23 protein-coding genes are annotated in these 24,910 nt (G+C 52.6%); 17 read left to right on the plus strand and 6 right to left on the minus strand.

Annotation, left to right across the window (positions count from 1 at the left end):
* Positions 1-35: 35 nt before the first annotated feature.
* The 17 genes from HBO41_RS10010 (at position 36) to HBO41_RS10090 (ending at position 18,510) form a co-directional block, all read left to right on the plus strand.
* Positions 36-2,564, plus strand: coding sequence for a fimbria/pilus outer membrane usher protein (locus HBO41_RS10010; RefSeq protein WP_244972954.1), 2,529 nt, complete (start codon positions 36-38; stop codon positions 2,562-2,564).
* A 26-nt stretch (positions 2,565-2,590) separates the two neighbouring features.
* A complete protein-coding gene (locus tag HBO41_RS10015) occupies positions 2,591-3,673 on the plus strand; it encodes a fimbrial protein (RefSeq protein WP_161905782.1) in 1,083 nt (360 codons plus the stop codon).
* Positions 3,674-3,812: 139 nt separating this feature from the next.
* Entirely contained in the window at positions 3,813-4,688 is an 876-nt protein-coding gene (locus tag HBO41_RS10020; protein ID WP_161905781.1) for a winged helix-turn-helix domain-containing protein, read from the plus strand.
* A complete protein-coding gene (locus HBO41_RS10025; RefSeq protein ID WP_161905780.1) occupies positions 4,685-5,158 on the plus strand; it encodes a hypothetical protein in 474 nt (157 codons plus the stop codon). Before HBO41_RS10020 ends, HBO41_RS10025 begins: the two co-directional genes overlap by 4 nt.
* A 346-nt stretch (positions 5,159-5,504) precedes the next feature.
* The gene (locus tag HBO41_RS10030; protein ID WP_169986017.1) at positions 5,505-6,089 is read left to right on the plus strand and encodes a fimbrial protein; all 585 of its coding nucleotides are present in this window, start codon (positions 5,505-5,507) and stop codon (positions 6,087-6,089) included.
* 82 nt (positions 6,090-6,171) lie between these two features.
* The gene (locus tag HBO41_RS10035) at positions 6,172-6,762 is read left to right on the plus strand and encodes a fimbrial protein (protein WP_169986019.1); all 591 of its coding nucleotides are present in this window, start codon (positions 6,172-6,174) and stop codon (positions 6,760-6,762) included.
* A 29-nt stretch (positions 6,763-6,791) separates the two neighbouring features.
* The gene (locus tag HBO41_RS10040) at positions 6,792-7,484 is read left to right on the plus strand and encodes a molecular chaperone (RefSeq protein ID WP_161905777.1); all 693 of its coding nucleotides are present in this window, start codon (positions 6,792-6,794) and stop codon (positions 7,482-7,484) included.
* Positions 7,485-7,700: 216 nt separating this feature from the next.
* On the plus strand, positions 7,701-10,331 hold the full coding sequence (locus tag HBO41_RS10045) for a fimbria/pilus outer membrane usher protein (RefSeq protein WP_169986021.1): 2,631 nt from the start codon (positions 7,701-7,703) through the stop codon (positions 10,329-10,331).
* A complete protein-coding gene (locus HBO41_RS10050; RefSeq protein ID WP_169986023.1) occupies positions 10,331-10,846 on the plus strand; it encodes a fimbrial protein in 516 nt (171 codons plus the stop codon). The genes HBO41_RS10045 and HBO41_RS10050 overlap by 1 nt, the downstream gene beginning before the upstream one ends.
* Before the next feature lie 2 nt (positions 10,847-10,848).
* Positions 10,849-11,901, plus strand: a complete 1,053-nt coding sequence (locus HBO41_RS10055) for a fimbrial protein (protein WP_169986025.1) — start codon at positions 10,849-10,851, stop codon at positions 11,899-11,901.
* Between the two features lie 305 nt (positions 11,902-12,206).
* Entirely contained in the window at positions 12,207-13,427 is a 1,221-nt protein-coding gene (locus HBO41_RS10060) for an EAL domain-containing protein (protein ID WP_161905773.1), read from the plus strand.
* Positions 13,428-13,479: 52 nt separating this feature from the next.
* Positions 13,480-14,334 (plus strand): winged helix-turn-helix domain-containing protein, encoded by an 855-nt coding sequence (locus HBO41_RS10065; protein WP_161905772.1) that lies wholly within the window; start codon positions 13,480-13,482, stop codon positions 14,332-14,334.
* On the plus strand, positions 14,331-14,807 hold the full coding sequence (locus tag HBO41_RS10070) for a hypothetical protein (RefSeq protein WP_169986027.1): 477 nt from the start codon (positions 14,331-14,333) through the stop codon (positions 14,805-14,807). The genes HBO41_RS10065 and HBO41_RS10070 overlap by 4 nt, the downstream gene beginning before the upstream one ends.
* Before the next feature lie 172 nt (positions 14,808-14,979).
* Positions 14,980-15,768 (plus strand): filamentous hemagglutinin N-terminal domain-containing protein, encoded by a 789-nt coding sequence (locus HBO41_RS10075; RefSeq protein WP_169986029.1) that lies wholly within the window; start codon positions 14,980-14,982, stop codon positions 15,766-15,768.
* Positions 15,769-15,797: 29 nt separating this feature from the next.
* Positions 15,798-16,616 (plus strand): hypothetical protein, encoded by an 819-nt coding sequence (locus tag HBO41_RS10080; RefSeq protein ID WP_169986031.1) that lies wholly within the window; start codon positions 15,798-15,800, stop codon positions 16,614-16,616.
* Between the two features lie 417 nt (positions 16,617-17,033).
* Positions 17,034-17,777 carry a ShlB/FhaC/HecB family hemolysin secretion/activation protein gene (locus HBO41_RS10085; protein WP_169986033.1) on the plus strand — a complete coding sequence of 248 codons (744 nt, stop codon included), beginning with the start codon at positions 17,034-17,036 and terminating at the stop codon, positions 17,775-17,777.
* On the plus strand, positions 17,722-18,510 hold the full coding sequence (locus HBO41_RS10090; RefSeq protein ID WP_169986035.1) for a ShlB/FhaC/HecB family hemolysin secretion/activation protein: 789 nt from the start codon (positions 17,722-17,724) through the stop codon (positions 18,508-18,510). Before HBO41_RS10085 ends, HBO41_RS10090 begins: the two co-directional genes overlap by 56 nt.
* A 12-nt stretch (positions 18,511-18,522) precedes the next feature.
* Here HBO41_RS10090 and bla read toward each other — a convergent pair whose 3' ends face one another.
* The 6 genes from bla to HBO41_RS10120 all read right to left on the minus strand — a co-directional run bounded on the left by bla (position 18,523) and on the right by HBO41_RS10120 (position 24,771).
* Positions 18,523-19,284 (minus strand): SFH-related subclass B2 metallo-beta-lactamase, encoded by a 762-nt coding sequence (gene bla / locus HBO41_RS10095; RefSeq protein WP_161905768.1) that lies wholly within the window; start codon positions 19,282-19,284, stop codon positions 18,523-18,525.
* A 22-nt stretch (positions 19,285-19,306) separates the two neighbouring features.
* Entirely contained in the window at positions 19,307-19,882 is a 576-nt protein-coding gene (locus tag HBO41_RS10100) for a hypothetical protein (RefSeq protein ID WP_169986037.1), read from the minus strand.
* A gap of 142 nt (positions 19,883-20,024) precedes the next feature.
* Complete coding sequence (locus HBO41_RS10105; RefSeq protein ID WP_161905766.1) at positions 20,025-20,612, minus strand: hypothetical protein; 588 nt, start codon at positions 20,610-20,612, stop codon at positions 20,025-20,027.
* Between the two features lies 1 nt (position 20,613).
* Positions 20,614-23,136 carry a fimbria/pilus outer membrane usher protein gene (locus tag HBO41_RS10110; protein WP_161905765.1) on the minus strand — a complete coding sequence of 841 codons (2,523 nt, stop codon included), beginning with the start codon at positions 23,134-23,136 and terminating at the stop codon, positions 20,614-20,616.
* Between the two features lie 53 nt (positions 23,137-23,189).
* On the minus strand, positions 23,190-23,900 hold the full coding sequence (locus HBO41_RS10115) for a fimbria/pilus chaperone family protein (RefSeq protein WP_169986039.1): 711 nt from the start codon (positions 23,898-23,900) through the stop codon (positions 23,190-23,192).
* A 166-nt stretch (positions 23,901-24,066) separates the two neighbouring features.
* Positions 24,067-24,771 carry a DUF1120 domain-containing protein gene (locus HBO41_RS10120; RefSeq protein ID WP_169986041.1) on the minus strand — a complete coding sequence of 235 codons (705 nt, stop codon included), beginning with the start codon at positions 24,769-24,771 and terminating at the stop codon, positions 24,067-24,069.
* Positions 24,772-24,910: the final 139 nt, after the last annotated feature.

Raw genomic sequence — 24,910 nt, forward strand, 5'->3', positions numbered from 1 at the left:
ACGCTATTGGCGCGTACAGCGCAGACGAGTAATCCATGAAGATCCTTTTTTATTCCTGGGCCGAATTAGCTCGGTATCTGAGTGCCTCACGTTTGCCCAGGCCGATCGTTGTCTGGATGTTCACGGCGGTCATTCAGCCTTTGCAGGGGGCCCAGGCAGCTGAAGTACGTTTTAACAGTGCGTTCCTGCCTGAGGGTTCGGAGCATTTGGATCTGACGCCTTTTGAAAAGGGAAGTGTCGTTTTACCGGGAGCGTACCGGGTGGACGTGTTCGTCAACGATCAGTCCATTGGCCGAAAAAGCATTCTTTTTTCCGCGCTGGGGAGCGATGTAGTGCCCTGTTTCACAACGGTGCTGCTGGATGAATTGGGGGTCGATTCGCACGCGCTAAGTGGAGCCTTATCAGACCACCCAACGTGCCTGGTATTGCCGGATACCGTCAACGGCAGCAGCGTGGCATTCGACTCGCAGGCCTTGGCTTTACGTGTTTATGTTCCTCAGGTGGCGATGCGCCGTGACGCCAGAGGGTATGTCAACCCTGAGTTGTGGAGTCGTGGCGCGACCGCGGCGACGTTTGGCTATAGCCTCAACGCCACTCGCAACCTCAAGGGCGACGCCGAGGACTCGGCTTACCTCAACTTTGATGCCGGATTGAACCTTGGCAATTGGCGTGCCCGCCATAACGGCTCAGTAAGTTGGCAGCCCTCGAGCGGGTCAACGTATCAGGACCTGAGCACTTATCTGCAGCGTGATTTGGTGGCACTTAAAAGCCAACTAACCCTGGGCGAAGCCAATACCACGGGCGAGATATTTGACAGCGTGATCTATCGGGGAGCGCAAATAGCCACGGACGATCGAATGCTGCCGCAATCGTTGCGCGGGTATGCGCCAGTGATTCGTGGTATTGCCCGCACCAGCGCCCGAGTAGTCGTGCGCCAGGGAGGCAACGTTTTGCTGGAGACCCTGGTGGCGCCTGGCGCGTTTGTGATCGATGATCTTTACGCCAGTGGATATGGCAGTGATCTGAACGTAACCGTCATTGAAGCCGACGGCAGCGAGCAACGCTTTACCGTACCCTACGCGTCAGTCAGCCAGTTGCTGCGCCCCGGCGTTTCGCGTTACAGCCTGACGGCGGGGCAATTGCGTAACCAGTACCTTGATCATCCGCCTAGCTTCGTCCAGGCCACCTTTCAACATGGCCTGAACAACCTGTTTACGGGCGAAGGCGGCTTACAAGTCAGCGACTCGTACAATGCATTATTGGCTGGGGTAGCCATGAATACGCCGGTGGGGGCACTGGCGGTAGACCTTACGCACTCAAAAACCCGATTTTCCAGTGGTACAGAGGACGGCAGGACCTTGCGCCTGCTGTACAGCAAAAATATGCTCGCCACCGGTAGCTATTTCACTGCGGCGTCTTATTGGTACTCGGCGACGGGCGCACGGGACCTGAACGATGCCGCGCAGCGCCTAGAGCTTCAACAGAGTGCTCTGTCCGGTGGCTCTGGACTTTCGCTTGTGAGCAATCGCGTGATTCTGAGCGCCAATCAGCGTGTTGGAAACTGGGGGCAACTGGGTGTCAGTGCGTCTTCCCAGCGCTACTGGAACGCTGCCGGGAATGACTTGCAGTATCAGCTCAGCTACAGCACCCAGGTGGGACGTGTGGGCCTGAGTCTAAATGCCAACCGTAGTCGCCTGGCATTGGGGCCGATGGACACCAGCTACCTGCTGACTGTCAATTTTCCCTTGGAGTTCGGCGCAAAGCGCGGTTATTCCCAGTTGTCGGCGCGCTTGGGGCGCGATGCACAAGGCAAACTCAGCGAAGACTTATACCTGAGCAGCAGTGCCGGAGAGAATAATCAATACAGTTACAGTGTGGGTGTCCAACGTGACGGTGCAAGCGGTGCGACGGGTACTTCATGGAATGGCCAGTACCAAGGGACAAAAACTGCTATGAGCGGATCGTTGAGTCAGGGTGACGGTTACGCCGCTCTGGGGCTGAGCATGGGTGGCAGCCTGGTAGCCCACCCGAAGGGGATTACGCTCAGCCCGTTTCGTAGCGACACCATCGCAGTGGTCAGTGCAACTGGGGCGCAGGGTGCAGAAGTCCTGGGCTACCCGGGAGTCAGGCTGGATGGGCAGGGTAATGCGGTGGTGCCTTACCTGCGTCCTTATGAACTCAACGAAGTGGGCATCGACCCTCGCGGTGCATCCAGGGGGGTTGATTTGGCTGAGTCCAGCCGCAAAGTTGCGCCAACCGCTGGCGCCGTGTTGGCGGTTGATTTCGCGACCAACACGGGCAGGGCGCTGTTACTTAACGTGCATTTGGTCGATGGCAGCCCTCTGCCTTTCGGTGCGAACGTGAGCCTTCCCGCTGGACAGCCATTGGGCATGGTTGGCCAGGGCGGGCAGCTCTATGCGCGGGTGCCAGAAGGCGTGGATCAGGTACGGGTCAGTTGGGGGCGGCAGGCCAGTCAGCAGTGCCTGCTGATGCTCCCGGCGTCAGACGACAAAGGGCGAGGTTTACAGTCACAAGACGGCGTATGTACACCCATCCAACACTAATCCGTTCTGGCCTGAGGAGAGGGAACATGTTCACCCCTATCGGTATTCAATATGCATTGGCATGGGGCGTTGCACTGGCGTCCGGCACCGCCATGGCCTCTTGTGAATTGGTGGAGAGGAGCGGGTTGATCCAATCGACCCTGGCGTTGCGTGCCGTTCAGATTACCGTTGGGCGCGACATTGCAGTGGGAACCGAGGTCTACCGGCAAGTGTTCAATCTTGCAGGCAATCCCGCGATTCGCTGCGCCCCGGGGGTAGATGACATCAGTGTCAGGCGTAGCGTGGAGACCCCCGCTGCAGCGATTCCCGGCTATCAAACGCGCGCGGGGGGCAGCGTTTACCCGACCAATCTTGCAGGTATCGGCGTGCAAATTCTGGACGCAGATAATCGCCCCTTCCCATCCATCGCAAGGAGCGCCAACTGCCCTGGATCGGAAGGGTGTGTTTTGCGCAATCAGGGTCTGGATAAATTCACGCTGTCGTTTATAAAAGTCAGCGCCAACGTAGAAGCGGGGGCTATTTCTAGTGCAACATTGCCCACTGTGCTTATCGGCTATGACATCCGGGGGCAGCAGCTGCCGGTGCGCAAAGTGCGACTCTCTGGCCTGCTCAGAGTCGCGTCACAAACCTGCCGGACGCCCCATGTTCAGGTCAATCTGGGAAGGCATCCAATCAGTGAGTTCGAGCACCTCGGCTACACCCCGTGGCAGGACTTTGGCATCGCACTCAATCAGTGTCCGGGATTTCACGGCTATTACTCGGCAGGTGCGGTGGGTGGTGAACCTGGTGTGGTGTTAAACCCCAACAAAGTGGCGTTCAGAATCGACCCCACCCAACCGGCTGTGTCCAATGAAGAGGGGATCTTGAGTCTCACGCCTGGCCTGCAGGGTGCCGTGAAAGCTGCGCAAGGCATTGGCGTGCAAATCGCTCAAGAGAATGCTCAACCGATCAAGCTGTCCACCTCGCTTGACAGTGGTCTCTCACTGCAGTCGAACGAAGGAGGGAGTTATCTTATCCGTCTCAAGGCGCGTTACATCAAACAAGCCAACGCAGTGGCGCAAAGCGGTCCGGCGAATGCCACCGTGACCTTTACGATCAACTACCAGTAGTCAGAAATATCGGGCGTCCGGCCCGTTTGAATGTGTCTAAAATTGTCTATACTCTCGCTCATTAAGCGTGCCGCCGGTTGCCTAGGTGTATTCGCAATCTATCCAGGATGTCGTAGGCGGGTGCGGGGTAATAACGGTAATGCAACCCATTGAAAGCGCTGGTAGCAATACTCCACCGTCGGTGGGGCATCAGCAGGTGACACTCAAACTTCATGACACTTCGCGCTATGCGCAATTTACCCCCAGCCAGCATCTTTTGCTGGTAAGTGATGGACGCACTATCACCCGACTTGAGTTGAGCTACAGCTCAAGCAGGCTCCTTGAATTGTTGATTTCCCGGGCGGACCTGATCGTCGATCGTGAGGAGATGTTCGCCTTTGGATGGCCGGGCAGGGTGGTTGGGCAAAACAGCCTTAACCAGGCAATCTCCAATATCCGCGAACTGCTGGGTGATGATGAGCAACGGACCATCATTCAGACCGTTCCCCGACGCGGGTATCGTTTCAACTCGGCTCATCTGGACGAAGATCGCGATGAGTTCAGCGCTAGCAAAGGCGCTGAGCAGGCATGCGGCGTAATGACGGACAGTGCTGATGACGCAGTGCTGCCTGAACAAACCCAAGTGTCCTATTCGTTCCACCGCCTTTCACGGTTTACCAACCACCTGCTTGCAGCGTTAGTCGTGGTGTTGGCGGTGACGTTGGCCTGGCGTATCGACTGGTCGTTGTGGTTGCAGCAGGGCATGTACAGCGCCAGTGAAACACTGGGTGAGCTGGACGTTCAGTACATATCGGAAAGCCCACAAGAACTGCTCCAATTGCAGACCGATGTGCAGCCGTTACGCGATCGTCTGCTCACCTTCGTCAAGAACCCAGAAACCGTTATCTTCAATAAAATGCATGGGTTTTATGAAATTGTGTGCATTGACCAAGGCAAGTCAGTGCAGTTTATTACCGTTCATAAGTCAAGGCTCTCCCAATTGACGGATGAACAACTGAATAGGTGCATCAATTGAAAGCACCCAATGCTCGCTGGACAATCACCTTGTGTGCGGTCGCTAGTGTATTAGTGTTTTTGCATATCGCCTATTCGGCGCAGTCAAACAGACAAATGTTGCAAGGCACATTCTTTGCGTCAGGCATATTGATTATGAGTGGTGGCGCGGTCTATGACACCAGTCTGCGCTTACAGTCTCATGGCTACAAGTTACATGACTTTGAAGAAATCAATAAAAAAAGTCAGGACTTTTCCCTCACTCAAGTAGGCAGTTTTTTGGGGGGCGCCCGTTATGTGACCAACCAAGAACGCGGCGGTGAGTGGATTAAAGATACCATTAGCGTGGATCGGGACATTGCTTTTAACTACGCTTATTATTCCAATGAATTTTCCAGGCTGAGCTTTTATAAAATAGCGGCGCGTACCGGCAGCCAGTGTTTTTATTTGAAAGAGCTGGAAGCGCTCCGTTGTTTTGGTGCCGAACACTGAGCCTGGCTGTGATGATCCCCCTCTGAACATCCACACGTGCCCTGGTGGGCATGTGTGGCTAGTTCTTTCATATCGCTCACACCCGCGCTGGCGGTAACGTCGACCCCCTTTGAAAGTGGGTCGTACCCTCAATGAATTCTTGTGAAATCACCCTGATTGATTTGTGCGTGATGGCCTTCGCTGTCAGTTTGAGGCGGTCGGAATGGATGCAGTGAACCGATGGCTGGGGGGCTCTGAGCAACCCTTAACGTACGTAATGGATGTGTTGCACTCAATGTTCCAGCAATGCCGGCATGCTGGACGTTAAAGACGCGACTGCAGCCTACAAATCAATGGAAGTAATGTAATGAATAAGACAGTTCTGGCTCTTTGTGGCGTTGCATTTGCATTGTCCTGTGGGGGGGCGACGGCTGCGACTAGTACTACTTCTCCAACAGAAGTTGTCGGTGGGCAGATTCAATTCAATGGCAGGGTGGTGGATGCTGCTTGTGCTGTGAACACGACCAGTATTACAGTAGAAATGGGGCAGATTCGAACGGCTGCAATCGACTTGGGCATAGGTACACAGTCCGCAGCACGCGTTCCATTCAGTATCGTGCTGGAAGATTGTAACCCGACTGTTTCCGCCCAGGCAGCCGTCAGTTTCGATGCCACTATTGATACCACTAATACGAATGGCCTGGTGGCTGATAAAACAGCGATCGTTGCCGGTGAGGGGCCAGGCTCTTCAAATGGTGTTGCTTTGCAGATCTTTGATTCCAGTGGTAACCCTGTTGTGGCTGACAATACAACTAAGAGCGCGGCAACTAATTTGATTCCGGGCAAGAACACACTGATGTTTCAAGTTGGTTTTGTCTCGCTGGTCGCGGCAGGCGGTGTAACGCCGGGCGATGCCAGTGCGATTGTTAACTTTAATATGAACTATTTCTAATAGTGAATACTTCGAGTTATAAAGTGTCCCGAGCGGCATTTTGTAACTCGGCACCTATCGTTGAAGCAAGGAGTGCGCGAACTTGAATGTCCGCAGGTGTTCTGTATGGGGAGCCATCTTTCTTGGGTTTATTCAGCTGTCGGTTTATTCGAGCGCCCGCGCATCAGTCGCTAAACCCGATGAGGTGATTGCGCCGCATGTCCATGCCCTTTTTCCTGGTGGGCGAGTAACAGTGGTTGCGCAGGTATTGAATGGCGGCTGCCTGGTCAGCCTGAGTAATACCGACAAAATTGTGCAGTTGGGCGATGTGAGAAGTAACCAATTTTCAGGCGTCGGCAGCGATGCCGCGGCGGTTCCATTTAGTATTCAGTTGGATGGATGTTCCAGTAACGTCAGTGAATCCGTTGCTGTTGCATTCACAGGGGTTGTAGACACTCAGGATTTACAGGTGCTTGCTGTTACGCCTGGCCCTGGTGCGGCGGAAGGTGTCGGGGTCGCGATATTTGATGAGCGCAATCAATTACAACCCATTAATATTCCGCCTGCTCATTTTGTTTCTCTGAATAATGGCGTGAATACTCTGCGATTCTCAGCCAAATACAGAATGACCCAACTGTTTATCACGCCTGGTGCTGTCAACGCCTATGCTGATTTTACGCTGATTTATCAGTAAGTGATTCGAAACTGAACAAGGAGTAAGTCTTGAGTATTGTCTGTGCTTATAAGAAGCGATTAGGCGCGTGGGTGTTCTTATTGTCGTGTGCTGTTTCTACGGCTACGTATGCGGGCGGCGTAGGCGTTGGAACAACACGGGTTATTTACCCCTCCGACCGAGCTGAAGTCTCTATGTCGGTCAGTAATACAGACGCTGACAATGCCTATTTGATTCAATCCTGGATCGAGACGCCCGACGGCAAGATCGCGGCAGATTTCTTGATGACTCCGCCGTTATTCAAAATCAAAAGAAAATCCGAAAATACCCTGCGCCTGATGTATACAGGCGCGGCACTGGCCGAAGACCGAGAAACCCTGTTCCTGGTGAATGTGAAGTCGATTCCTTCAAAGAGCAAGGTGGCCATGCAAAAGGGCCAAAGCACTTTGCAGCTGGCGGTGGTCAGTCGCATAAAATTATTTTACCGCCCGGCAGCGCTGGTGAACGGGTCCCGTGATGCAGCGCTGCGTATTGAAGCTGAGCGAGCCGCGGATAAGGTCGTGTTTAAAAATCCAACGCCCTATTTTATTAACTTAACCAACATTTCCATCGGCGCCCATGAGCTTAAAAGCATCATGGTTGCACCTTTCTCTGAAGAGCGTGTTGACGTGCAAAAAGGGACAAATGGTGAGTTGGCCTATTCCTATTTAAATGATTATGGCGCCGTAGTAAAAATAAAATAAATCAGCGGTAAGTGACGTCACTATCTTTCTGAAAGTCGAGATGTAGTTGTGGCTGATTTTACATCGTTGTAATCGCCGTCAAGGATGATGGCGAATAAGTATTCTTCTGTAAAATGTTCCGTCTTTGGCGCGCAGCCATCTAAAAAGGCGAGGCCCGATTATGAGAGATTTTCAATCTCGATGCTCGGATGGATAATATTAAACATGGAGTGCAAAATGCAATATTGTCCCCGTCGTGACACTACGGATCAGGTTGTTGTGTATAACGCCGGACACCGATTTTATTTTCAGTATGCCAAGTTTTATATGTGCCTGACTGCTTCACTGTATGGAAACTTGGCCTATGCCGGTGATTATTTTGACCCTGCCTTTCTGTCGAAAACGCCGTCCAATGTTGCAGATTTATCAAGGTTTGAAACCTCTGATCTTGCGTCTCCCGGTTTGTACCGACTTGACCTTTATCTGAACGGGGCATTTTTTGATTCCCGGGATGTGTTATTTGAAGCCGTCACCGCACCGGGCCATCTGTCGGGGGCACTGACGCCCTGCTTTACCGCGCAGGACATCGGCAACTTCAATATTAACCCTGCTGCGGTACCTGGGTTAGCTGACGTATTGCCGGGGGCGTGTGTGCCCTTGGACTCTTTGATTCCCAGCGCCAAAACAGTGTTGACGCTGGAACAGCTAAGGTTGGATGTGAGTCTTCCTCAGGCCGTGCTGAATAAACAAGCCCGAGGTCTTGTAGCCGTCGAGAGTTGGGACAGCGGTCTCAACGCGTTTTTGCTCAACTACAACTTCACCGGTGCTCGCACCGAAGGCAGCAAAATAAAAAGTGGCGACAGCTATTTTTTGAATCTGGACAGCGGATTCAATCTGGGGGCCTGGCGCTTGAGAAACAATTCTACAGTCAGTAATGGCAACCGTTATAACAATGGTCAAGGCGCCAGTTGGAAAACCCTTAACAGCTATGCACTGCGAGCGCTGCCGAGCATTAAAAGCAGTGTGCTGCTGGGTGACACTTCAACCTCGAGCACCATTTTTAATAGCTTCAGCTTTCGAGGGGCCCAGCTTTCTTCCGACGACAATATGTTGGCGGACAGTGAGAGAGGGTTTGCCCCTGTTGTTCGTGGTATTGCCAACAGCAATGCCGAGGTGATCATCCGACAGGGTGGCAACGTTATTTATCAAACGTACGTCGCAGCAGGGCCTTTTGCGATCACTGATATTTATCCGACGGCCTCTAATGGCGATCTGCAAGTGAGCGTGGTGGAGGCTGATGGCCGAGTCAATCGATACAGCGTGCCATTTGCCTCGCTGCCTATATTACAGCGCGAAGGCCGTCTTAAATATGATCTGGTTGCCGGCACACTGCGAAACACGAATTACCAAACAAGCCCCACCATCCTCCAGGGCACAATGGGCTATGGTTTGTCTTCAGGCATGACTATTTACGGGGGGATGCAAAATGCCCAACGATACCAAGCGTACTCGATAGGCGTCGGACAAAACCTGGGATATTGGGGAGCCGCTTCGCTGGATATTACCGCAGCCAACAGTATCCTGGCCGACGACAGTGAGCATTCTGGATATTCACTGCGGATGCTATACGCCAAAACGGTTGTGAGCAGTGGTACAAATTTCAAGCTGGCGGGTTATCAATATTCCACGCGAGGGTTTTATAACTTCACCGATACGGCCAGCAAATTGATGGAGCGTCGGCCTACCTTTCTCGCACAGGACGGCGAGGTCTATGAGGCTCCGGTGTTTTCCGACTATTACAACTTGCGTTATCCCAAGCGCACCAATGCTCAGCTCAATATATCCCAGCCACTGGGAAGCCTGGGCTCGATGTATGTGAGTGGCAGTCGCCAAACGTATTGGAATACACCGGAAATGACTGATCTCTTCCAGGCGGGCTATCAAACCAGCCTCAAAGGGGTTAACTACACCTTCTCTTATAGCTACAACAAAGGTGCCTGGATTCAAAAGGCGGATCAGGTATTTGCGCTGAATGTCTCCATACCGTTGGGAAGTTGGTTGACGTCCGGTAAAGGGACGCGTTCCTCCCTGTATGCCACCTATGGCCAGACAGTCGATGATAAGGGGTATAGCCGTTACAACGCCGGCGTATCGGGCACAGCCCTGGAAAATAATAACCTGAACTACAGTGCTCAGCAGAGCTACAGCGATAGCAACCATCTGGCCAGCAGTAACGTTTCTGCCCAATACCGCGGTGGCACCGGTAACGCCAATATGGGTTACAGCTACAGTGGGCAAAGCAGTCGTCTTAACTACGGGGTTAGCGGCGGGATCGTAGCCCATGAAGACGGTGTCACCTTCGGTCAGCCGCTGGGTGAAACCAATATTTTGGTTAAAGCTCCGCGCGCCAAGGACGTTAGGGTTTCCAGTGGTGTTGGCATCACAACTGACCGGTACGGGTACGCGGTGGTGCCATCTGCTTCCAACTATCGCGAAAATCGCGTCGCGCTGGAAACCGGCACCCTGGCCAATAACATCGAGCTGGATAACCCTGTGGCCTATGTTGTACCGACCCGAGGTGCCCTGGTACGTGCAGACTTTGACGTGCGTGTTGGCGTGCGCGCATTGATGAGTATTACCCACAAGGGGCGGCCGGTTCCCTTTGGTGCCAGTGTGATTCAGGCCGGCAATGCAAACGACAATATCGTGGGTAACGACGGCCAGGTATTCCTTTCGGGACTTGCATTGAAAGGGCAGTTGAAAGTGCAGTGGAAAGCAGGGGCGGACGGGCAGTGCACAGTCGACTATCAATTAGACGATGACAGCGAATTCAAAAAAATCAGCAAGTTAGCCGCGGAGTGTGTGTAATGAGCTGGCGCTATCTGTGTGCGTTGAGTGGGTGGTTGTTTTGTCAACATGCGTCTGCTTATGACCTTCTGCTGAGTGTTCAAGGTGCAATTGCCGATAACGGCTGTGTGGTGTCGGCCGACTCGCAAAATATGACGGTAGCGATGGGGGATATCGCACTTAAACAGTTTTATGCCAATGACGTTGCGTTTGGAAAAACTCAGTTTGTTATAAAACTCGAGAATTGTGGTGTTTTGGCGAGCGGAGTGAAAGTGACTTTTCAGGGCGCTGCAAACTCTGAAAATTCAGAACTTCTTGAGCTTACTCAGGAGCCTGATACCGCCCCAGGGCTGGCGATTGAAATTTTGGATGCTAACAATGCCAGGCTGCCCATTAATACAAAAATGGCCACGGCCATTGTTATTAAACCGAGTACGTCCAATAATTTAGTATTTTATGCGCAATATCGTGCGGTGGACGTAGTGGATGCTGGGGTGGCCAACGCGACTGCGAACTTTCTTTTGGAGTATCAGTAATTATGACTATTGTGAGCGTTTTGAAAAAGCTTGGAACTGTTAGCCTCTCTGTGCTGCTTCTTATGCCTGTAGCGGGCAACGCCTTTGCTGATCTTTTTTCTACAACGTTGAATACTTTACCGATTACTATTCAGAAAGTTTCCAGTGGTTCAATAATAGGTCAAGCGTTAACAAGTTGGGTTAATACTTCGCTGCGCGTGGGGAATAACGGCGCATGGGGAGAGACAGGCATGTCTATGGATACCTCGCGGCTGACAAGTCTGAGCTACTATGAAGGAGGGCAGCAATATTCTGTTTATGGGTTAAATGACTACATCGGTTTTGTAATGAATGTTCGAGCGACAGGCTCCGGATTATTTTGCTCTCCTGATTCTGGCATTGTACCAATGCAGGGAGATGGCACTGGTGTGGGGGGGCTGCACAATGGCTGCGCCCAAGGGAGCGTAAGGTTTTCTTATAACGTTAAATTTATTTCTATCGCTGATAATATTCCGGCAGGACAGATGAATGTTCCTGAACTATATGTTGGAACTCCTCGGTTGGATGGTTTCTTTGGTCATGACAGCCCGCGGACCTCTATGGGAGCATTCTCTGTCGAATATACCGCAACGGGATGTGAAGTAAGTGCCTCCCCCTCCGTTGTCAGTATGGGGGTTATCTCTGCTAGTCGTTTCGATGCCGTAGGTGATGCAGTCGCGGGAACTCCCGTCACGGTAAATCTTCAGTGCACTGATCCAAATATGGGGATTTATGTGACGATGACAGATGAGAACGATCCCGGTAACAGCTCTCCAACGCTGAGCCTGACGCAAACAGGTAACCCAGCCACTGGAGTAGGTGTCCAGTTTGTAAAGCAAGATGGCTCATTGGTAACATACGGACCTAGCTCAAGCTTTGTAGACGCTACCTCGTCAGCCCAGTGGCAGATAAAAAGTAATACAACGATAAGTGCAAATCCCTCGTTTGTCCTGATTCCGCAATATGTAAAAACCAATACCTCCATAACCTCAGGAGAGGCCAACGCGTTAGTGAGTGTGACACTGGCCTATGATTAATGTGCAAACGCTTGATTTAAATTTTAGCCTAAGTCACATAATTGCACTGGCCTTCGCAGGTGTCGGGGCATGCTCCACACGCGTTCAACATCGAGTAAAGTGGTGAATAGTTATGAATTCACCACTCGTCACCCAGTCCTCAGCCCGATCTGCTTTATTCTCGCCCTCCCAATCAGGCAGTAGACAGATCATTCCATTCTTAGGCGGTCATGAAGAGATGTTGCTGACTTCATAGGGCCGCACGCCAGAATGAGTCATATCTGGCTTAGTTATTCGAGATGGGTCCATTCCCAGCAGGTTGATACGTGAAAGTACTCAAACGCGTTTTTAATAATGGGCATTCTATTGAGTGCCCATTGGCAAGTGAATCTAATGCTCCTTCCCGACACACGTTGTCTAGTCAGTTTAAAATAACCGGCGCCTATGGCGTACTCTGGCTGATATCAGCGTTGTTGATGGCCTGGGCTGCGCTGTACGCGGCGGAGCATTTGGCTGCGATGTACGTGGCCGAAAATATGCGCGATATTATCGATTTGGGTAATGGGAATTTCTCTGCTTATGACCCAGAAGTGCTTAATGAGTTGAGTGCCCTGGGCAATTACGACGCCATCACTCCAGCGCACTGGCCTACGTTATTAGCCAAAACCTATGCGTTTATCGAATACTGTATTCTGCTGTTTGTTTGGGCGGCAGGCCTGTTTTCCATATTGGCGGTTTTTAAGGTTTCTTGCTCGGCTTATGCCTTCTACTTTTCGCTGGAGGCAAAATTCCGCAGGGCCATAGTCAATGGCGAATTGGACATACGCTATCAACCAATGGTGGACATGAAAACCGGTATGTGGACAGGTGCCGAAGCATTACTGCGTTGGACACATAAAGGTCAAGTAGTCAGCCCGGCACTGTTTATCCCCTTGATCGAGCGGTCCGGGCTTATGCCATTGACGACCCGTTGGGTTTGCCAGCGCGTTATCGAAGATTATTCTCGCTTGATTTGGGCCTGTGATCGTTTTTACGTCAGCATCAACTTGTCGGCGCAGGATGTGCTCGATTCCACCTTCGCCGGCTATATCGAGCAACTCTTGGCTCAGTACAGAATACCTGCTTCGCGCATTGTATTTGAGGTGACCGAGGGGGTCATGCTGGATAAACAAGCTGCCACTGTGCAGTTGGATCGACTGCGAGCACTCGGCCACAAAATTGCCCTGGATGATTTCGGCACGGGCTATTCGAACTTATCTTATCTGGACTGCTTGCCCTTGGACATTATTAAAATCGACCGTTCTTTTGTGACGAGAAAAGATGATGGCCCGGCGAATATGGTGCTGGTCCATTTGTTGGATATGGCCTGGCACCTGAATCTCAAAGTCATTGTCGAGGGTATTGAGACGTCTGCGCAGGTAAAACGACTTCTCGCTTTAGGGGCGTTGACCGGACAAGGATGGTTCTACTCCAAAGACCTGGCGGCCGAAGAACTGGTCAACGGTTATTTTTCATTGGTTCATCCTGATATGAATCGAGTGATCTAAAGCAAGAAGTTAGTGCGGCAACGTAACAATCATCGTCGCAAGGAAAGAAATAATGCAATCATCGAATGAGTCGGTGTCGAGTGATAAAGCTGCGCAAGCAGAAGTTAAAAAGGTCGTGATCCAGTGTGCTGTCGGTGTACGCACTGTCGTGTTTTTGCCATCACATAACACTCTGATTATTCATGAGTACGGCAACCAACGTAAAGTCGAACTGGGGTATAGCTCCAGTCGGATTCTGGAAATTCTGATTGACAGGGCCGACAGCATCGTCAGCCGTGATGAGATATTCGCTTTTGCCTGGCCTGATCGCATCGTTGGGCAGAACAGCCTGAACCAAGCGATTTCAACGATTCGGGAGTTACTGGCGGACGAAGAGCATCGTGCAATTATTCAGACTGTTCCTCGCAGAGGTTATCAGTTCAACTCCGAGTTTCTGGTTGCGCCTGGGCAGCCCAGCGACGGCAGCGAACTCAACGCCATGCCATTGAGCAATACATTCAGCCTAGAGGTGCCCCAAGGTCGGTTCTCATGGCTCACAGCCCGAATTGGCGCTGAGAAAACGTTGATGGGAGTTGCGCTCATATTAGCCACCAGCTTTCTATGGCGGATCGATTGGAGCCTTTGGTTGCAACCGGATTTTGTAAAAAAAACGGACACGCAAGGCTTATTGACGGTTTGGTATACCGGGGCCAACACGCCAGAAGTCGAGAGGCTACAGAGCAGCATGGCGCCTGTGCTAACGCGCATAGAGAGTTTATTGGAAGCCCCCGGTACGGTAATTTTCAATACGATGCATAGCTTCTACGAAATCCTTTGTATCAGTGGCAGCACGGTAGAGTTTATTTCAGTGCACACGTCAAAGTTAGCTACCTTGACGGATGAGCAACTAGACAGGTGCCTGAAGTGAATAAGCGTACTATTGGGCTACTGGTGGGCATTGGGTTGCTCACGACCTTGCATTTTGTGTATTCATCCGCATCCCGTAACGATGTGCTTGAGGGAGCCTATTTCACTACCGGCGCCATGATCATGAGCAGCGGTGAAGCCTTTCCCGTGCTGATCAGGCTTCAGTCTCACGACAACCAAATTCATGATTTTGAGCAAATTAATAGTGACAGCCAAAAATTTTCGTTCGAATTGGTTAATAATTTTTTTGGCAGCGCACGTTTTTTGACCAAGCCGGTAGGGGGCAATGAATTGCTTAGAAGCCTGTCGGTACGTGATCGTGATATAGCGTTTAATTATGCTTATCTGTCCAGTTACGCCTCGCGGTTGACGTTTTATAAGTTAGACCTGGACCCGAAAACACCGTGTTTTTATATCAAAGAATTGGAGCGGGTATTGTGCCTGGGCACAGAGCGTAGCCGTAGGGCCCCGTAAACGGGTGGGTGTTTATAAAAATACCGCGCAGTGTGAATAGTTGTGATATTGGATCTCTTCAATTGTTTGCAAACTAATTTCCCATCAAGCTGGCTTCACACGACAAGGAAGCAGTGCGTAAAAGTTATGTTTGACAGGGAAAGTTTTCTGCAGTTATTTAGAGGTTCTCCTTATGTCTTGCAAACCCCAATCAGTGCTCTCTGAGTTGCCGTCGCGACGTATATGCCCCACCACATTCAGCCTTTTGGCGGCTGCGAGCCTTCAAGCCTCATTGCCTTCCATCGCGATGGCCGAAGGTTTGCCTACCGCCGGTGTAGTGACGCAAGGGCAGGCCAGCATCAATGCCTCCGGCGGCACCATGAACATTAACCAAAGCACTCATAATGCGGTAATTGGTTGGGGGTCGTTTGATATTGCCAGCGGCAACTCAGTGAACTTTCAGGTCCCTGGAGGTGGTGCAACGCTGAACCAGATTTCCGGTCCGGCCAGCCAGATCCACGGCAACCTGACTTCAAATGGCACGCTGTTCCTGGTGAACCCTAATGGTGTGCTTTTTGGCCAAGGGGCAAACGTAAATATCGGCTCTCTGGTCAGCAGTGCCAGTCACCTTGATCAACATGATTTCATGAATGGCAATTACCACTTTACGGCGGCCGGCGCCGGCACTATCAGCAACGCCGGCACGATTACTGCGGGCTCCGGTGGTTACGTGGTTTTGGCAGGGGCTGGGGATATTCAAAACACCGGTACTATCAATGTGCCGGGCGGCTCGATCCAGATGGTGTCGGCCGATACCTTTACCCTGAAATTGCCCACAGCTAACCCGCTGCTGGATATCACGGTAGACGGTACGGCAACCGGCACAAAAGTGAGCAATACCGGCACCTTGACCGCCAACGCAATCACCCTCAGTGCAGCCCAAGGCGTTGTCAGTACTTACGGCACTGTCAAGGCGACCTGAAAGGTTCGGTCAACCTGTCTGGCAAGCGGTTGTTCGTCAACGAACAGGTTGAGTCAGACGGTACTATCAAGCTGAGCAGCCAGGGCACCACGCGTATCGAAGGCAACCTGATCGCTGAGCAAAATATTGAGGTTAGCGCCAACGACTCGATCACTGTCGCCAATTCAAACATTGCGTCTAAAAATGGCGCCGTTGAATTGTCCACCGAGCGCAAAATTTTCATGATCGGTAGTAAAACGGCAGGCAATGACAACCGCTTGAGCGCTAAAAGCGGCGACGCAAGCCGGCAAGACGGTGCCGTGAATATTTTGAATTCGACGCTGACAGCGTCTTCCATGAACCAAGGCCACGGAAAGCTTCAGATCAAAGGTGACTTCGACGTCGTTGGACCAATCACACCGTTTGAAGACAGTAAGAAAGGTGTTGTGATTACAGGCAGCACTTTGAACGCTAATGAAATGGTTATCAAAGGCTCAGGTTCGGACGGCGTTCATCTGGCGGGCGGCAATACCTTTGTCGCAAACGACATCGACATTGTTGGTGTTGCTCCGGCGGGATACCTTGGCGATAGTTTCAGGACGGGTGACGGTGTAAAACTCACCGGCAGCAACACATTTACCGCGTTTAATAAAATAAGTATCAACGGTGATGGTGAACGCTACGGTGTATCGTTTAACGGCACATCGGTTTTCAACGCGGCCACTGTGAGTGTAACGGGTAATATTGAACTCAGTGCCCCTGAATATAATTACGGCATCAGGTTTAATGGCGCTGTTGACCTGCAAAACGCTGGAAATTTTGAATTCATCAGCAATGGTCAGGCTATCGCCGTACCGCGTTATCTCTAAGAGATACATCAAATAGCCATTGGGATAAGCACCCCGCTTTAAGAGGGCACGGTGTCTATTTGGTTGCTCCGCAGTTAACACGCGTGCTGCGGAGCAGCGTCCAAGCCCCTTCGTTTTACCCCCTCGTCCAACCTGCCTGGCAGCGTTGGCTCAGGTACTTTAATGACTCGCTTACATACTTCAGGAGGCCCGCCGGTTGCGGCGCCTCTTTTCATTGCGCTTGTTGCCGCAAGTTTGGGTGTTTCGGCACAGGCTAATCCTGCGGCCCCACCCTCTGCGGGATCGCTCGGTAACCAACTTAATCAGGAACCCATACCGCGGTTACCCTCCAGACCCATCGATACCCCCTTGCAAGACAATGCCACGCAACCCCCGATTGATACGCAGGACGCGACCACGACGGTCAGGCTTGAGCGCGTGCGCTTTGACGGAGCGCAGGCGCTGAGTGAGGACGAACTGCAGCGTGCCGTGCTGCCGTGGCTTCAGCGCGACCTCACCCTGGCTGAGCTGCATGCCATGATGGCGGCGGTAGAGCAGCTGTATCAAGTGCGTGGCTACCTGGCGGTCAGTGTGGTTTTGCCCGTCCAGACCATGCAGGAGGGGGAGCTGAGGTTGCGGGTGACGGTCGGGCGATATCAACCACCCTCAGTCGTCACCCAGAACTCGCGTGAGCAAGCATTTCTCAACGCGCTGGTGGTACGCGCCACCTGTAAACAGGCGTGTGATGGGCAAACGTTGATCGAAACCGCGCAGGTTGACCGTGCGTTGTACCTGGTTAACGACCTATCTGGCGTCAGTGCTCGGGGTACGCTGAAAGCCGGTGACCTTCCGGCAACCAGCGCATTCGGGGTGAACGTGGCGCCCATCAAACGGGTGGGGGGCTACCTGGACATGAACAATTTTGGCAATGCCTACACTGGACGCGAAGTGCTCAATGCCGGTGCGCAACTCAACTCGGCCTTGCTGGTCGGGGACCAGTTTACGCTGGATGGCGTCATTAGCCTGGAAGCGTTGCAGCATGCTACCGGTCTGCAGCAGGTCAGTGCCAAATACAGCTTGCCGATCGGCACCTTGGGCACACGCTTGGGCGGCGGCTTCAGCCACCTTGAATACCGACTTAACCAAACAGTTCGAGTCGCTGGATGCACACGGCCAGGCTGACACAGCAAGCGTCTGGGTCAACCACCCCATGTGGTTGTCACACAAAGGCCGGGTAGATGTGCGGCTGACCCATGAGCAGTCACGCTATATGGACGAACAATTACGTTACGCCCGCGCGCGTGATGTCGATACCACCACCTTGGATGTGTCCGGCACCCTGTACGGCAATCGCCAGATCGCCGGCTGGCGACTGTCCTCCACGATGGGGGCATTGGCCTATCACGACCCGCTGGATCAACTGCTCGACAGCACCACGCGCAAAAGCGCGGGGCACTTTACCCGCCATCGGTTGGTTGCCTTTGGCTTGATGGGACTGGGCTACCACTGGGAACTGTATGGCGCGCTCAGAAGCCAAGTGAGCAACCGAAACCTGGACAGTGCGCAAGGCTTCGTAATGGGTTGGCCCAATGGCGTGCGTGCGTTCGATAGTAACGCCGCCTCTGTCGACAAAGGCTGGCAGGCCAGCCTGGAAGTACGTTACCAGCGCCCCGCGTTAGGCCTGCAATGGACGGCGGCCGGGTTCTATGATGCCGCACAAGGGCGTCTCAACCACAATGCCTGGGACGCGGGCAGCGACACTCGGCTTCGGCTGTCGGGCGCCGGTGTTTACGTGGCGGGCACCCAGGCTAAGCAATACAGTGTACGGCTGACCTACGCGCAACGGTTGCGGGATAATTTGGATACGGATGTCGGCTCAGACCAACTGTGGCTGAGCCTTACCCGGTTTTTCTAAAGAACTCAGGTGTTACGGCTTGTCGTTTTCAAGCAGGGTCAGGTATTGGTCAATTAACTCAACGCCCTGTATCGGTGAATTATGCCCGGCGATAATCGCTTCAACGGGCATTTCACCGCTGTCGATCAGCCCTTGCAACTTCTTCAGGGTTTTCGGGTACTCGGTGCGATTGGCGAACGTCATGTTGCCCAGCTTTTCCTTGAGGATGCAGTTGCCATACAGCACACGCTCTTTTGGAAAGTACACAAAAATCCCATCTTCGGTATGAGCCGCGCCTAAAAACAGCGCGCGGACTTTGCCGTCCTGCAAGGCAAAGTCGCCCGGGTACACCTGGTCCGGCAGGCTTTGTTCCAGTACCGGGAAGTGCTCCATCCCTTGGCGGGTAAAGTCGACAATACTGCGCCACTGGCTTTTTTCCAGGTCATAGGTCAACTGTGTGGAAACGATACTCGCGCCGCGCTTTTTCCAGTACGCGTTACCGCCCGCGCGGTCGGTGTGGTAGTTGGTGTTGATCACGTCCTTGATGGGCAGAGGGCTGACTTTCCTGATTTCCTGCTCCAGCTTCTCGGCGGTTGCCGGGGTCCAGGTTGCACCGATAATCGTGATGTTTTGCGTACCGATGTAGACCATTGAGTTTTCCTGCACGTACTCCTTGTCTTCAACGATGTAGAGCGGACCTTTGAAGTGGGTGAGGGTCAGGTTGCTGTCGTTAGCGAGTGCCTGGCAGGTAATGCAGGCGAGGCTGAGGACTGAGAGTATGCTGGTAAACTTCATAAAGCTCCTGATAGTTGTTTATTTATGGTGTGATGAAACTGGAGTAGAACGGCAGCAGAGGGGTGCCAGTTTTAGCCGAAGGTTTATTCTCAAAAGCAGCCCACTTAATACTTTCCCAGCTTTTGTAGCCTGAGTGCCTCAGGCCAAAGTCTTTTAATCGTAATTGCATGTGAAAACCCGCCTCCATCGCCGCGACAAACGTGTGGTGACCATCCCCGCAAAGGTAGAGCTGTTCCTTAATATAAATGACGTTCACTTGGGGGATGACGTCTTGCGAAATGAACAATTTCTTTTTCTTTTCGATAATATTTTTGTTGACGCTTTCTTGGCAGGGTAAAATTAAAGAGTAATGTTTTCCTACTATGTTCGTGGGGTGAGATTTGCAGCGGAATATCCTGTTGTGTCTTGTGGCGTTGCCGGCAAGTGTCTTGAACATTGATAGGGGTATCGAGGGCATGTGCGTTACGTCCATGACCTCCATTACAACACCCATGTTGTCAGTTGCTGCCAAGGCGCACTGAGGTTGATGTCGTTTATCCAAGCCAGAATTTATTGCCGTGCTGCAACGAAAACACTCGTTGTTAATTAAATAGCTCATACAGTAAGGACAGGATGCTGGCATTGCTCGTTTCTCTCGTTGTCGAAGGGGTATTCAAAAAGTGCTCACTGCAGCCTATTCATACATTTCGCAATCCAGGACCGTCATGAAGCCTTATTGCTCTGCGGTTCTTCGCGGCCATTTACGGATTAACCATGCGCACTTCAAACTGGCCCGAGCCCTCCCATTCCTCATCAGCTCTGACGCGCGTGCCCGCACGGTCGATCCTGGCTTCGATCTCAACCTGTACAGTCAGGTATTCACCGATGGCAGGGCTTGCCCCTACGTAGGGGGATAGCGCCTGCCCAGACTGAACAAACAGTTCCGACGCGGTGGCTTCTGTGGGATCGAGGGGGCGTAAGCGAACCGGTTTGCCATCCAGTTGTGCATCAATGACCTTCACAACGAATACACCGTTGTTGGCAAAACGATAGCCTTGTTCATGATCCTGCTGCCCCTTGAAGGCCAAGGCCATAATGCTATTGGCACCGCAGGTCGCAGACAGGTTAAGTGTTCTTTTGCCCAGGCTCAGCAGGTTTGAGCCTTTGACTGGAACGGGCTGGTCGCGGTTGAACCGGCCAAGGTCGAGTGCCGACTCGCTGAGCTGAAGCTGGCATTGTTGCTCTGCCTGCGCGGGATTGCTGATAGCCAGGCCCAGCAGCGTGATGAGGGCCAATACACTCAGCTTGGCGTGCGTATAGAGGTGCGATAGTGATTTCAAGGCGTTCATCTCAAATAGGCACGCAGGTCGCTTCGATGGTTTCGATGATTTTCGACAGGTCGGCGTGCTTGGGTTGCGAATAACGGATCTGGCAGGTTTTTTCGTCGGCAAGCATGACGTTCAGCTTCGTGCCGGGTTCCAGAGTCGGGAAATAGACTTTGCCATTCCCGATGGTGGTCGTGACGTATTGCTGGTGCTCGTTGAGCACCGCCAGGCCTTTGGCCAGCGTTGCGCCCTTAGGGTCTTTGACCACGAGCATCGTGCGCCGAGTGGTACTGACGTCGAACGCGACTCGATTGACCGAGCCGCGGCTTGGCTTGAGTTTTTTCACGCCGTTTCCGATGTCGACATTGCGAGGCAGCGACTCGCCGCTCACCGACAGTTGGCTGTCGCGATGGGGCGCAAGGCTTGGTGCGATGGCTTGGCCAAACATATCGGTCCAGACCGGCCCGCGGGGCGTCATGATTTTCACGCCAGACAAATCACCCACCGAGAGCACGCCGAACGTGTCGTCGACCGGGTAGGGCGACAGCGTCACGCCGCTACTGTGAGCCACCACCGCACCGCTGAGGCGCGCGTTGTAGTTAGTACTGCCCTCGCTCGACCTGGCGTACCCCACGTTGGCGCGTACGTAGCGGGGCAGTAGGTTGGCGGATGCCGCGACATTGGTGCGATGGCTTGCATCGTCGTGATCCGCTCGTAACTGATAGCTCGCGCTGTCATTGACCTTTTCACTCAGGGTTGCACCTACACGGGTTCCGTTTTTATCGATATTGGCGTAGGTCCTTACGCTCTCACCAAAGGGCACCGTGGCGCTCACGTAAGTCGTCAGGCCTTTTTCGTAACCGCTGTTACCGATATTTTTGCGCACATTGACGCTGAACAAGGCCTTTTTATAGGAGGTCGACCAGGTAGCAGACAGGTGCTGAGTGTTTTGATTATCGAAGGTTCTCGAGTAAGACGTCGATACGCTGAAGTTTCCGACTGGCGTGTTTCCCCAGCCCAGAGAGGCGCCATATTGATCACGGGTTTGGCCTCTGAAGTTGTCGATGGCCTTTAGAGGGCCGCTGTTTTCCAGAATGTCTTCGACATCCTCGGCGCGATACACGCTGTCCAGAAAGTCTCGATAACCTTCGGTCCGTTGTGTGGTGCTCAGACCCAGCGACAGGTTTTTGCGTAATTGGGTCGACACCGATGCACTGAGCTGTGTGCCGCGCTGACCCAGCTTGCTCGCGTTGGAAGCTGCCTGAGACATGGAAAGGGTGGTCTCAGGTGTGAGTCGATAGCCCATGGACCAGGCGAACCCTTGATAGTCAGTGCCGCCCAGTGCGCCAGCGGTGACCTGAGTGGTTTGGCTGACGGGCCAGGTCCCGTTAACGCTCACTACAAACGGCTTTTCACTTTGGTTGCTGCCGGGACGATACTGCCCCGCCGCAAATGAGTAGCCCGGCGTGGTATCGAACGCGCTGCCATCGAGGCTGGCGGCAGGTAGCGTGAAGGTGTTTTTTGAGCCGTTGTCTTCAATCACGGTAACGACCACATCCTGGCGTCGATTGAGTGCGAGATCTGTCAACAAATAAGGGCCTTCCGGAATCACCGAGGTGTGAATCAGATTGCCGTTCTGTCGCACTTCAATGCGTGCTGGCGAGCGCGCGATCCCCTCTATTCGTACAGGGCTTTCGCCAGTACCGGCGCGCAAGCTGTCCTCGGGGACTACTTGTATTCCGGAAAGCGCAATGCCAGAGAATACCGAATTGGCGATATTGATTTGGCCCGCTTGCGCGGTGGCGTCAATGGCGCTAAAGGTACGTTGGCCGTAAGCATAAAGATGACTCAGCTGGCTGCCGCTGCTCGAAGCGCTATAGTTCTGGCCGCTGCGAAACAACCAGTCACCCACGTTGAGACCCGCCACGGTATTAATGTTTCGGTAGGACATGGACGTTCCTTTAGATTCTGTGACCGAATTAAAGGCCTCGTAGTTGAGCGTGGCGGCTGTACCGCCACTATTGAACTGGCGGGCCGCAGGTTCGCGGGGTTGCAGCGCTTGTACTGGAACAATCAGATGGACTTCTGATTTTCCCGGGCGCAAATCAACGACGGTCTGCGGGAATTGCGCTAGAAAACCGAGGCTGTCAACGTCGGCTGCGGATTCGCAGCTTGTCGCCTTATCAGCAGCACCTTGCGGGGTAATAAGTCCGGCATCTTCCAACAACTTGGCGTCCAGGCAGAGCTGCCCTTCATGATTGAATGACATATTCATGCTGCCCAGGCGGTTACCATTTACGATCAGCGTTACACGTTGGCGCCCAGCCAGAAACCTAGCCGAGCGCGCAAAGAACTGAACTTGCGTAGGGTCCAGTTTCCGGCCTTTGAGCCTGCCCAAGTCATACGTGATTTCTTTGACGGAGCCATTGTCACTTTCGGGCTGCGGCGCTTGGGTAGATGCGCCATGCGCCGAGGTGCTGACGCATATAAGCCCGATCATGCGAGCGGCAGGGCGAAACCAAAGAGCATGGTAAACAGACGTATTCATAAACAAGAAATCAGTGCTCAAATGCCGATGCAAAGTGCTGGGGGATATCGCACTTACTCAATTGGGGCGCTGAAAGGTTCGGCTGCGTAACCATGCAAGTTGGCCGGTTTTATCGTGACGCGGGTGGCAACGGCGCGTTGATCTTTAGGCAGATCAAGATTTAATGTTTGCCCCGGCAAGATATAAGTTTTTGGCAGCGAGAGGGTCTGATCACCTGGGAACAGCTCAACGAGCGGCAATAAACGAATGACGTAGGGACTTGGGTTTTTGACGGTCAACTTTCCAGCCGCGGATGTCCACTTTAAGTGTTTCCACGGCGTAAGGTCTTTTTTCAGGCCTTTTGGGTTAATGATAACGGGCATATCATGCATGAGCGTCATGCCCACTTTAGAGGTTTTTGACTCGGTATTAGGGGGGATGCCTTCAAACGTAACACGACGCAGCAGTTGAACTTGCAAGGGGGCTTTTTGTTCCAGAATAAACCGGACCGATTGCATATCTCCCGCTTCTACTCGTGCCATCGGAGGGTTAACCAGGATGATCTCTTCATCATCACCTTCAAGGTTGTAAATAGTACTGACCAACAATGAGGGACCGTTGTCAGTATTGGTGACGTTCATGGTGGTTTCACCTTGACCTTCATCAATCAGCAGTACGGTTTTATCCGGGCTCATGCCGCTGCCATAAGCCGGTTCAAGCCCAAAAATCAAGGCTGGCAATACCAGCGCGGTAACGGATAAGGAGTGTTTAAAGTAAGTATTCATAATGTTGCCTATGGTCCAGTGTGTTGAAGTATCAGAGGTCGGGGCAGCCTTAATCTGCTAAATGAGCAGATAATAAGATGTAGCGGTTCCAGCGTTGGGCACGCGAAAGCTTGCCATTAAGGAATGGCTCGCTAACGCGTTATTAAGTAGGGCGAGTAAGTGCGGCTTACATGTAAACCATTTTAAATGTAGTTTCGCCAACAAATTCCACGGGGGAGGCCGGGTCGAAACTAAATTGGGAGGTCGGCAGGATTTGTGATTCGACAGAGAAAACGAGTGTTAAGTCTTCGATATACTGAGGCGTGCCCGGTTCGTTGGTAAAGGTTGTCGTCGTGATGCTCCGATCTACGTCGCTTTTACTTGAGCGCAAATAGACATCCCAATAGGTGCCGTCAATATCGGTCATGTTGTAGTGATTGTCTTTCGAATCGCGGATATCTTTCATGTGCAGGACGTAACTGCCGATCAGGGCGTCTGGGTTGTTTTTGTCCACGAGTGCAAACTGCTGTGCCAGGCCACGCGCGCCAGGGAAAAGTTTGTTATGGGGGCCGGATGTCAGCGTATCCATGTGAGTGTCTTTGAGGCTCATGGTCAGCAACATTGGGCCTGCGCATGAAACGTTGAGGCTGGCGGCATGTCCAGGAATTGACTTGGAGTTGTCCTTGTCAAGCTGGCTGGGGGAGGTGAGACCCAAGTCGATGGTTTGCCCGCTGTTCAAATCAAACGTGCAGGACGGGGCGTTAATTTTGACGTTGACGTCGAGTTTCGCTTCAGTCTTCCCTTTTTTGCCGCTTTCGGTGGCCGGAAGGCCAGCGAAGGCTGACGAACTGATGGCAAGGGAGAGGGTCGAGATAAATAAAGCCTGTTTCACGTGTACTGCTCCGGCATGTCAATAGTTGGCTAAGGCCCAGAAAGCCTAAACTTGTGTGACGAAAGCCAATCCATTGCCAATCCGTATACGTTAAATCTGCTTCTGAAATTGCATCAGGTAGAGCAGTTGCACCTACGGC

Source organism: Pseudomonas sp. WS 5146 (genome assembly GCF_012985495.1).
Lineage (GTDB): Bacteria > Pseudomonadota > Gammaproteobacteria > Pseudomonadales > Pseudomonadaceae > Aquipseudomonas > Aquipseudomonas edaphica.

Coding starts and splice junctions, on each gene's coding strand:
- HBO41_RS10010 (WP_244972954.1), top strand. CDS start 36: ATGAAGATCCTTTTTTATTCCTGGGCCGAATTAGCTCGGTATCTGAGT.
- HBO41_RS10015 (WP_161905782.1), top strand. CDS start 2,591: ATGTTCACCCCTATCGGTATTCAATATGCATTGGCATGGGGCGTTGCA.
- HBO41_RS10020 (WP_161905781.1), top strand. CDS start 3,813: ATGCAACCCATTGAAAGCGCTGGTAGCAATACTCCACCGTCGGTGGGG.
- HBO41_RS10030 (WP_169986017.1), top strand. CDS start 5,505: ATGAATAAGACAGTTCTGGCTCTTTGTGGCGTTGCATTTGCATTGTCC.
- HBO41_RS10045 (WP_169986021.1), top strand. CDS start 7,701: ATGCAATATTGTCCCCGTCGTGACACTACGGATCAGGTTGTTGTGTAT.
- HBO41_RS10050 (WP_169986023.1), top strand. CDS start 10,331: ATGAGCTGGCGCTATCTGTGTGCGTTGAGTGGGTGGTTGTTTTGTCAA.
- HBO41_RS10055 (WP_169986025.1), top strand. CDS start 10,849: ATGACTATTGTGAGCGTTTTGAAAAAGCTTGGAACTGTTAGCCTCTCT.
- HBO41_RS10065 (WP_161905772.1), top strand. CDS start 13,480: ATGCAATCATCGAATGAGTCGGTGTCGAGTGATAAAGCTGCGCAAGCA.
- HBO41_RS10075 (WP_169986029.1), top strand. CDS start 14,980: ATGTCTTGCAAACCCCAATCAGTGCTCTCTGAGTTGCCGTCGCGACGT.
- bla (WP_161905768.1), bottom strand. CDS start 19,284: ATGAAGTTTACCAGCATACTCTCAGTCCTCAGCCTCGCCTGCATTACC.
- HBO41_RS10100 (WP_169986037.1), bottom strand. CDS start 19,882: ATGAGCTATTTAATTAACAACGAGTGTTTTCGTTGCAGCACGGCAATA.
- HBO41_RS10105 (WP_161905766.1), bottom strand. CDS start 20,612: ATGAACGCCTTGAAATCACTATCGCACCTCTATACGCACGCCAAGCTG.
- HBO41_RS10110 (WP_161905765.1), bottom strand. CDS start 23,136: ATGAATACGTCTGTTTACCATGCTCTTTGGTTTCGCCCTGCCGCTCGC.
- HBO41_RS10115 (WP_169986039.1), bottom strand. CDS start 23,900: ATGAATACTTACTTTAAACACTCCTTATCCGTTACCGCGCTGGTATTG.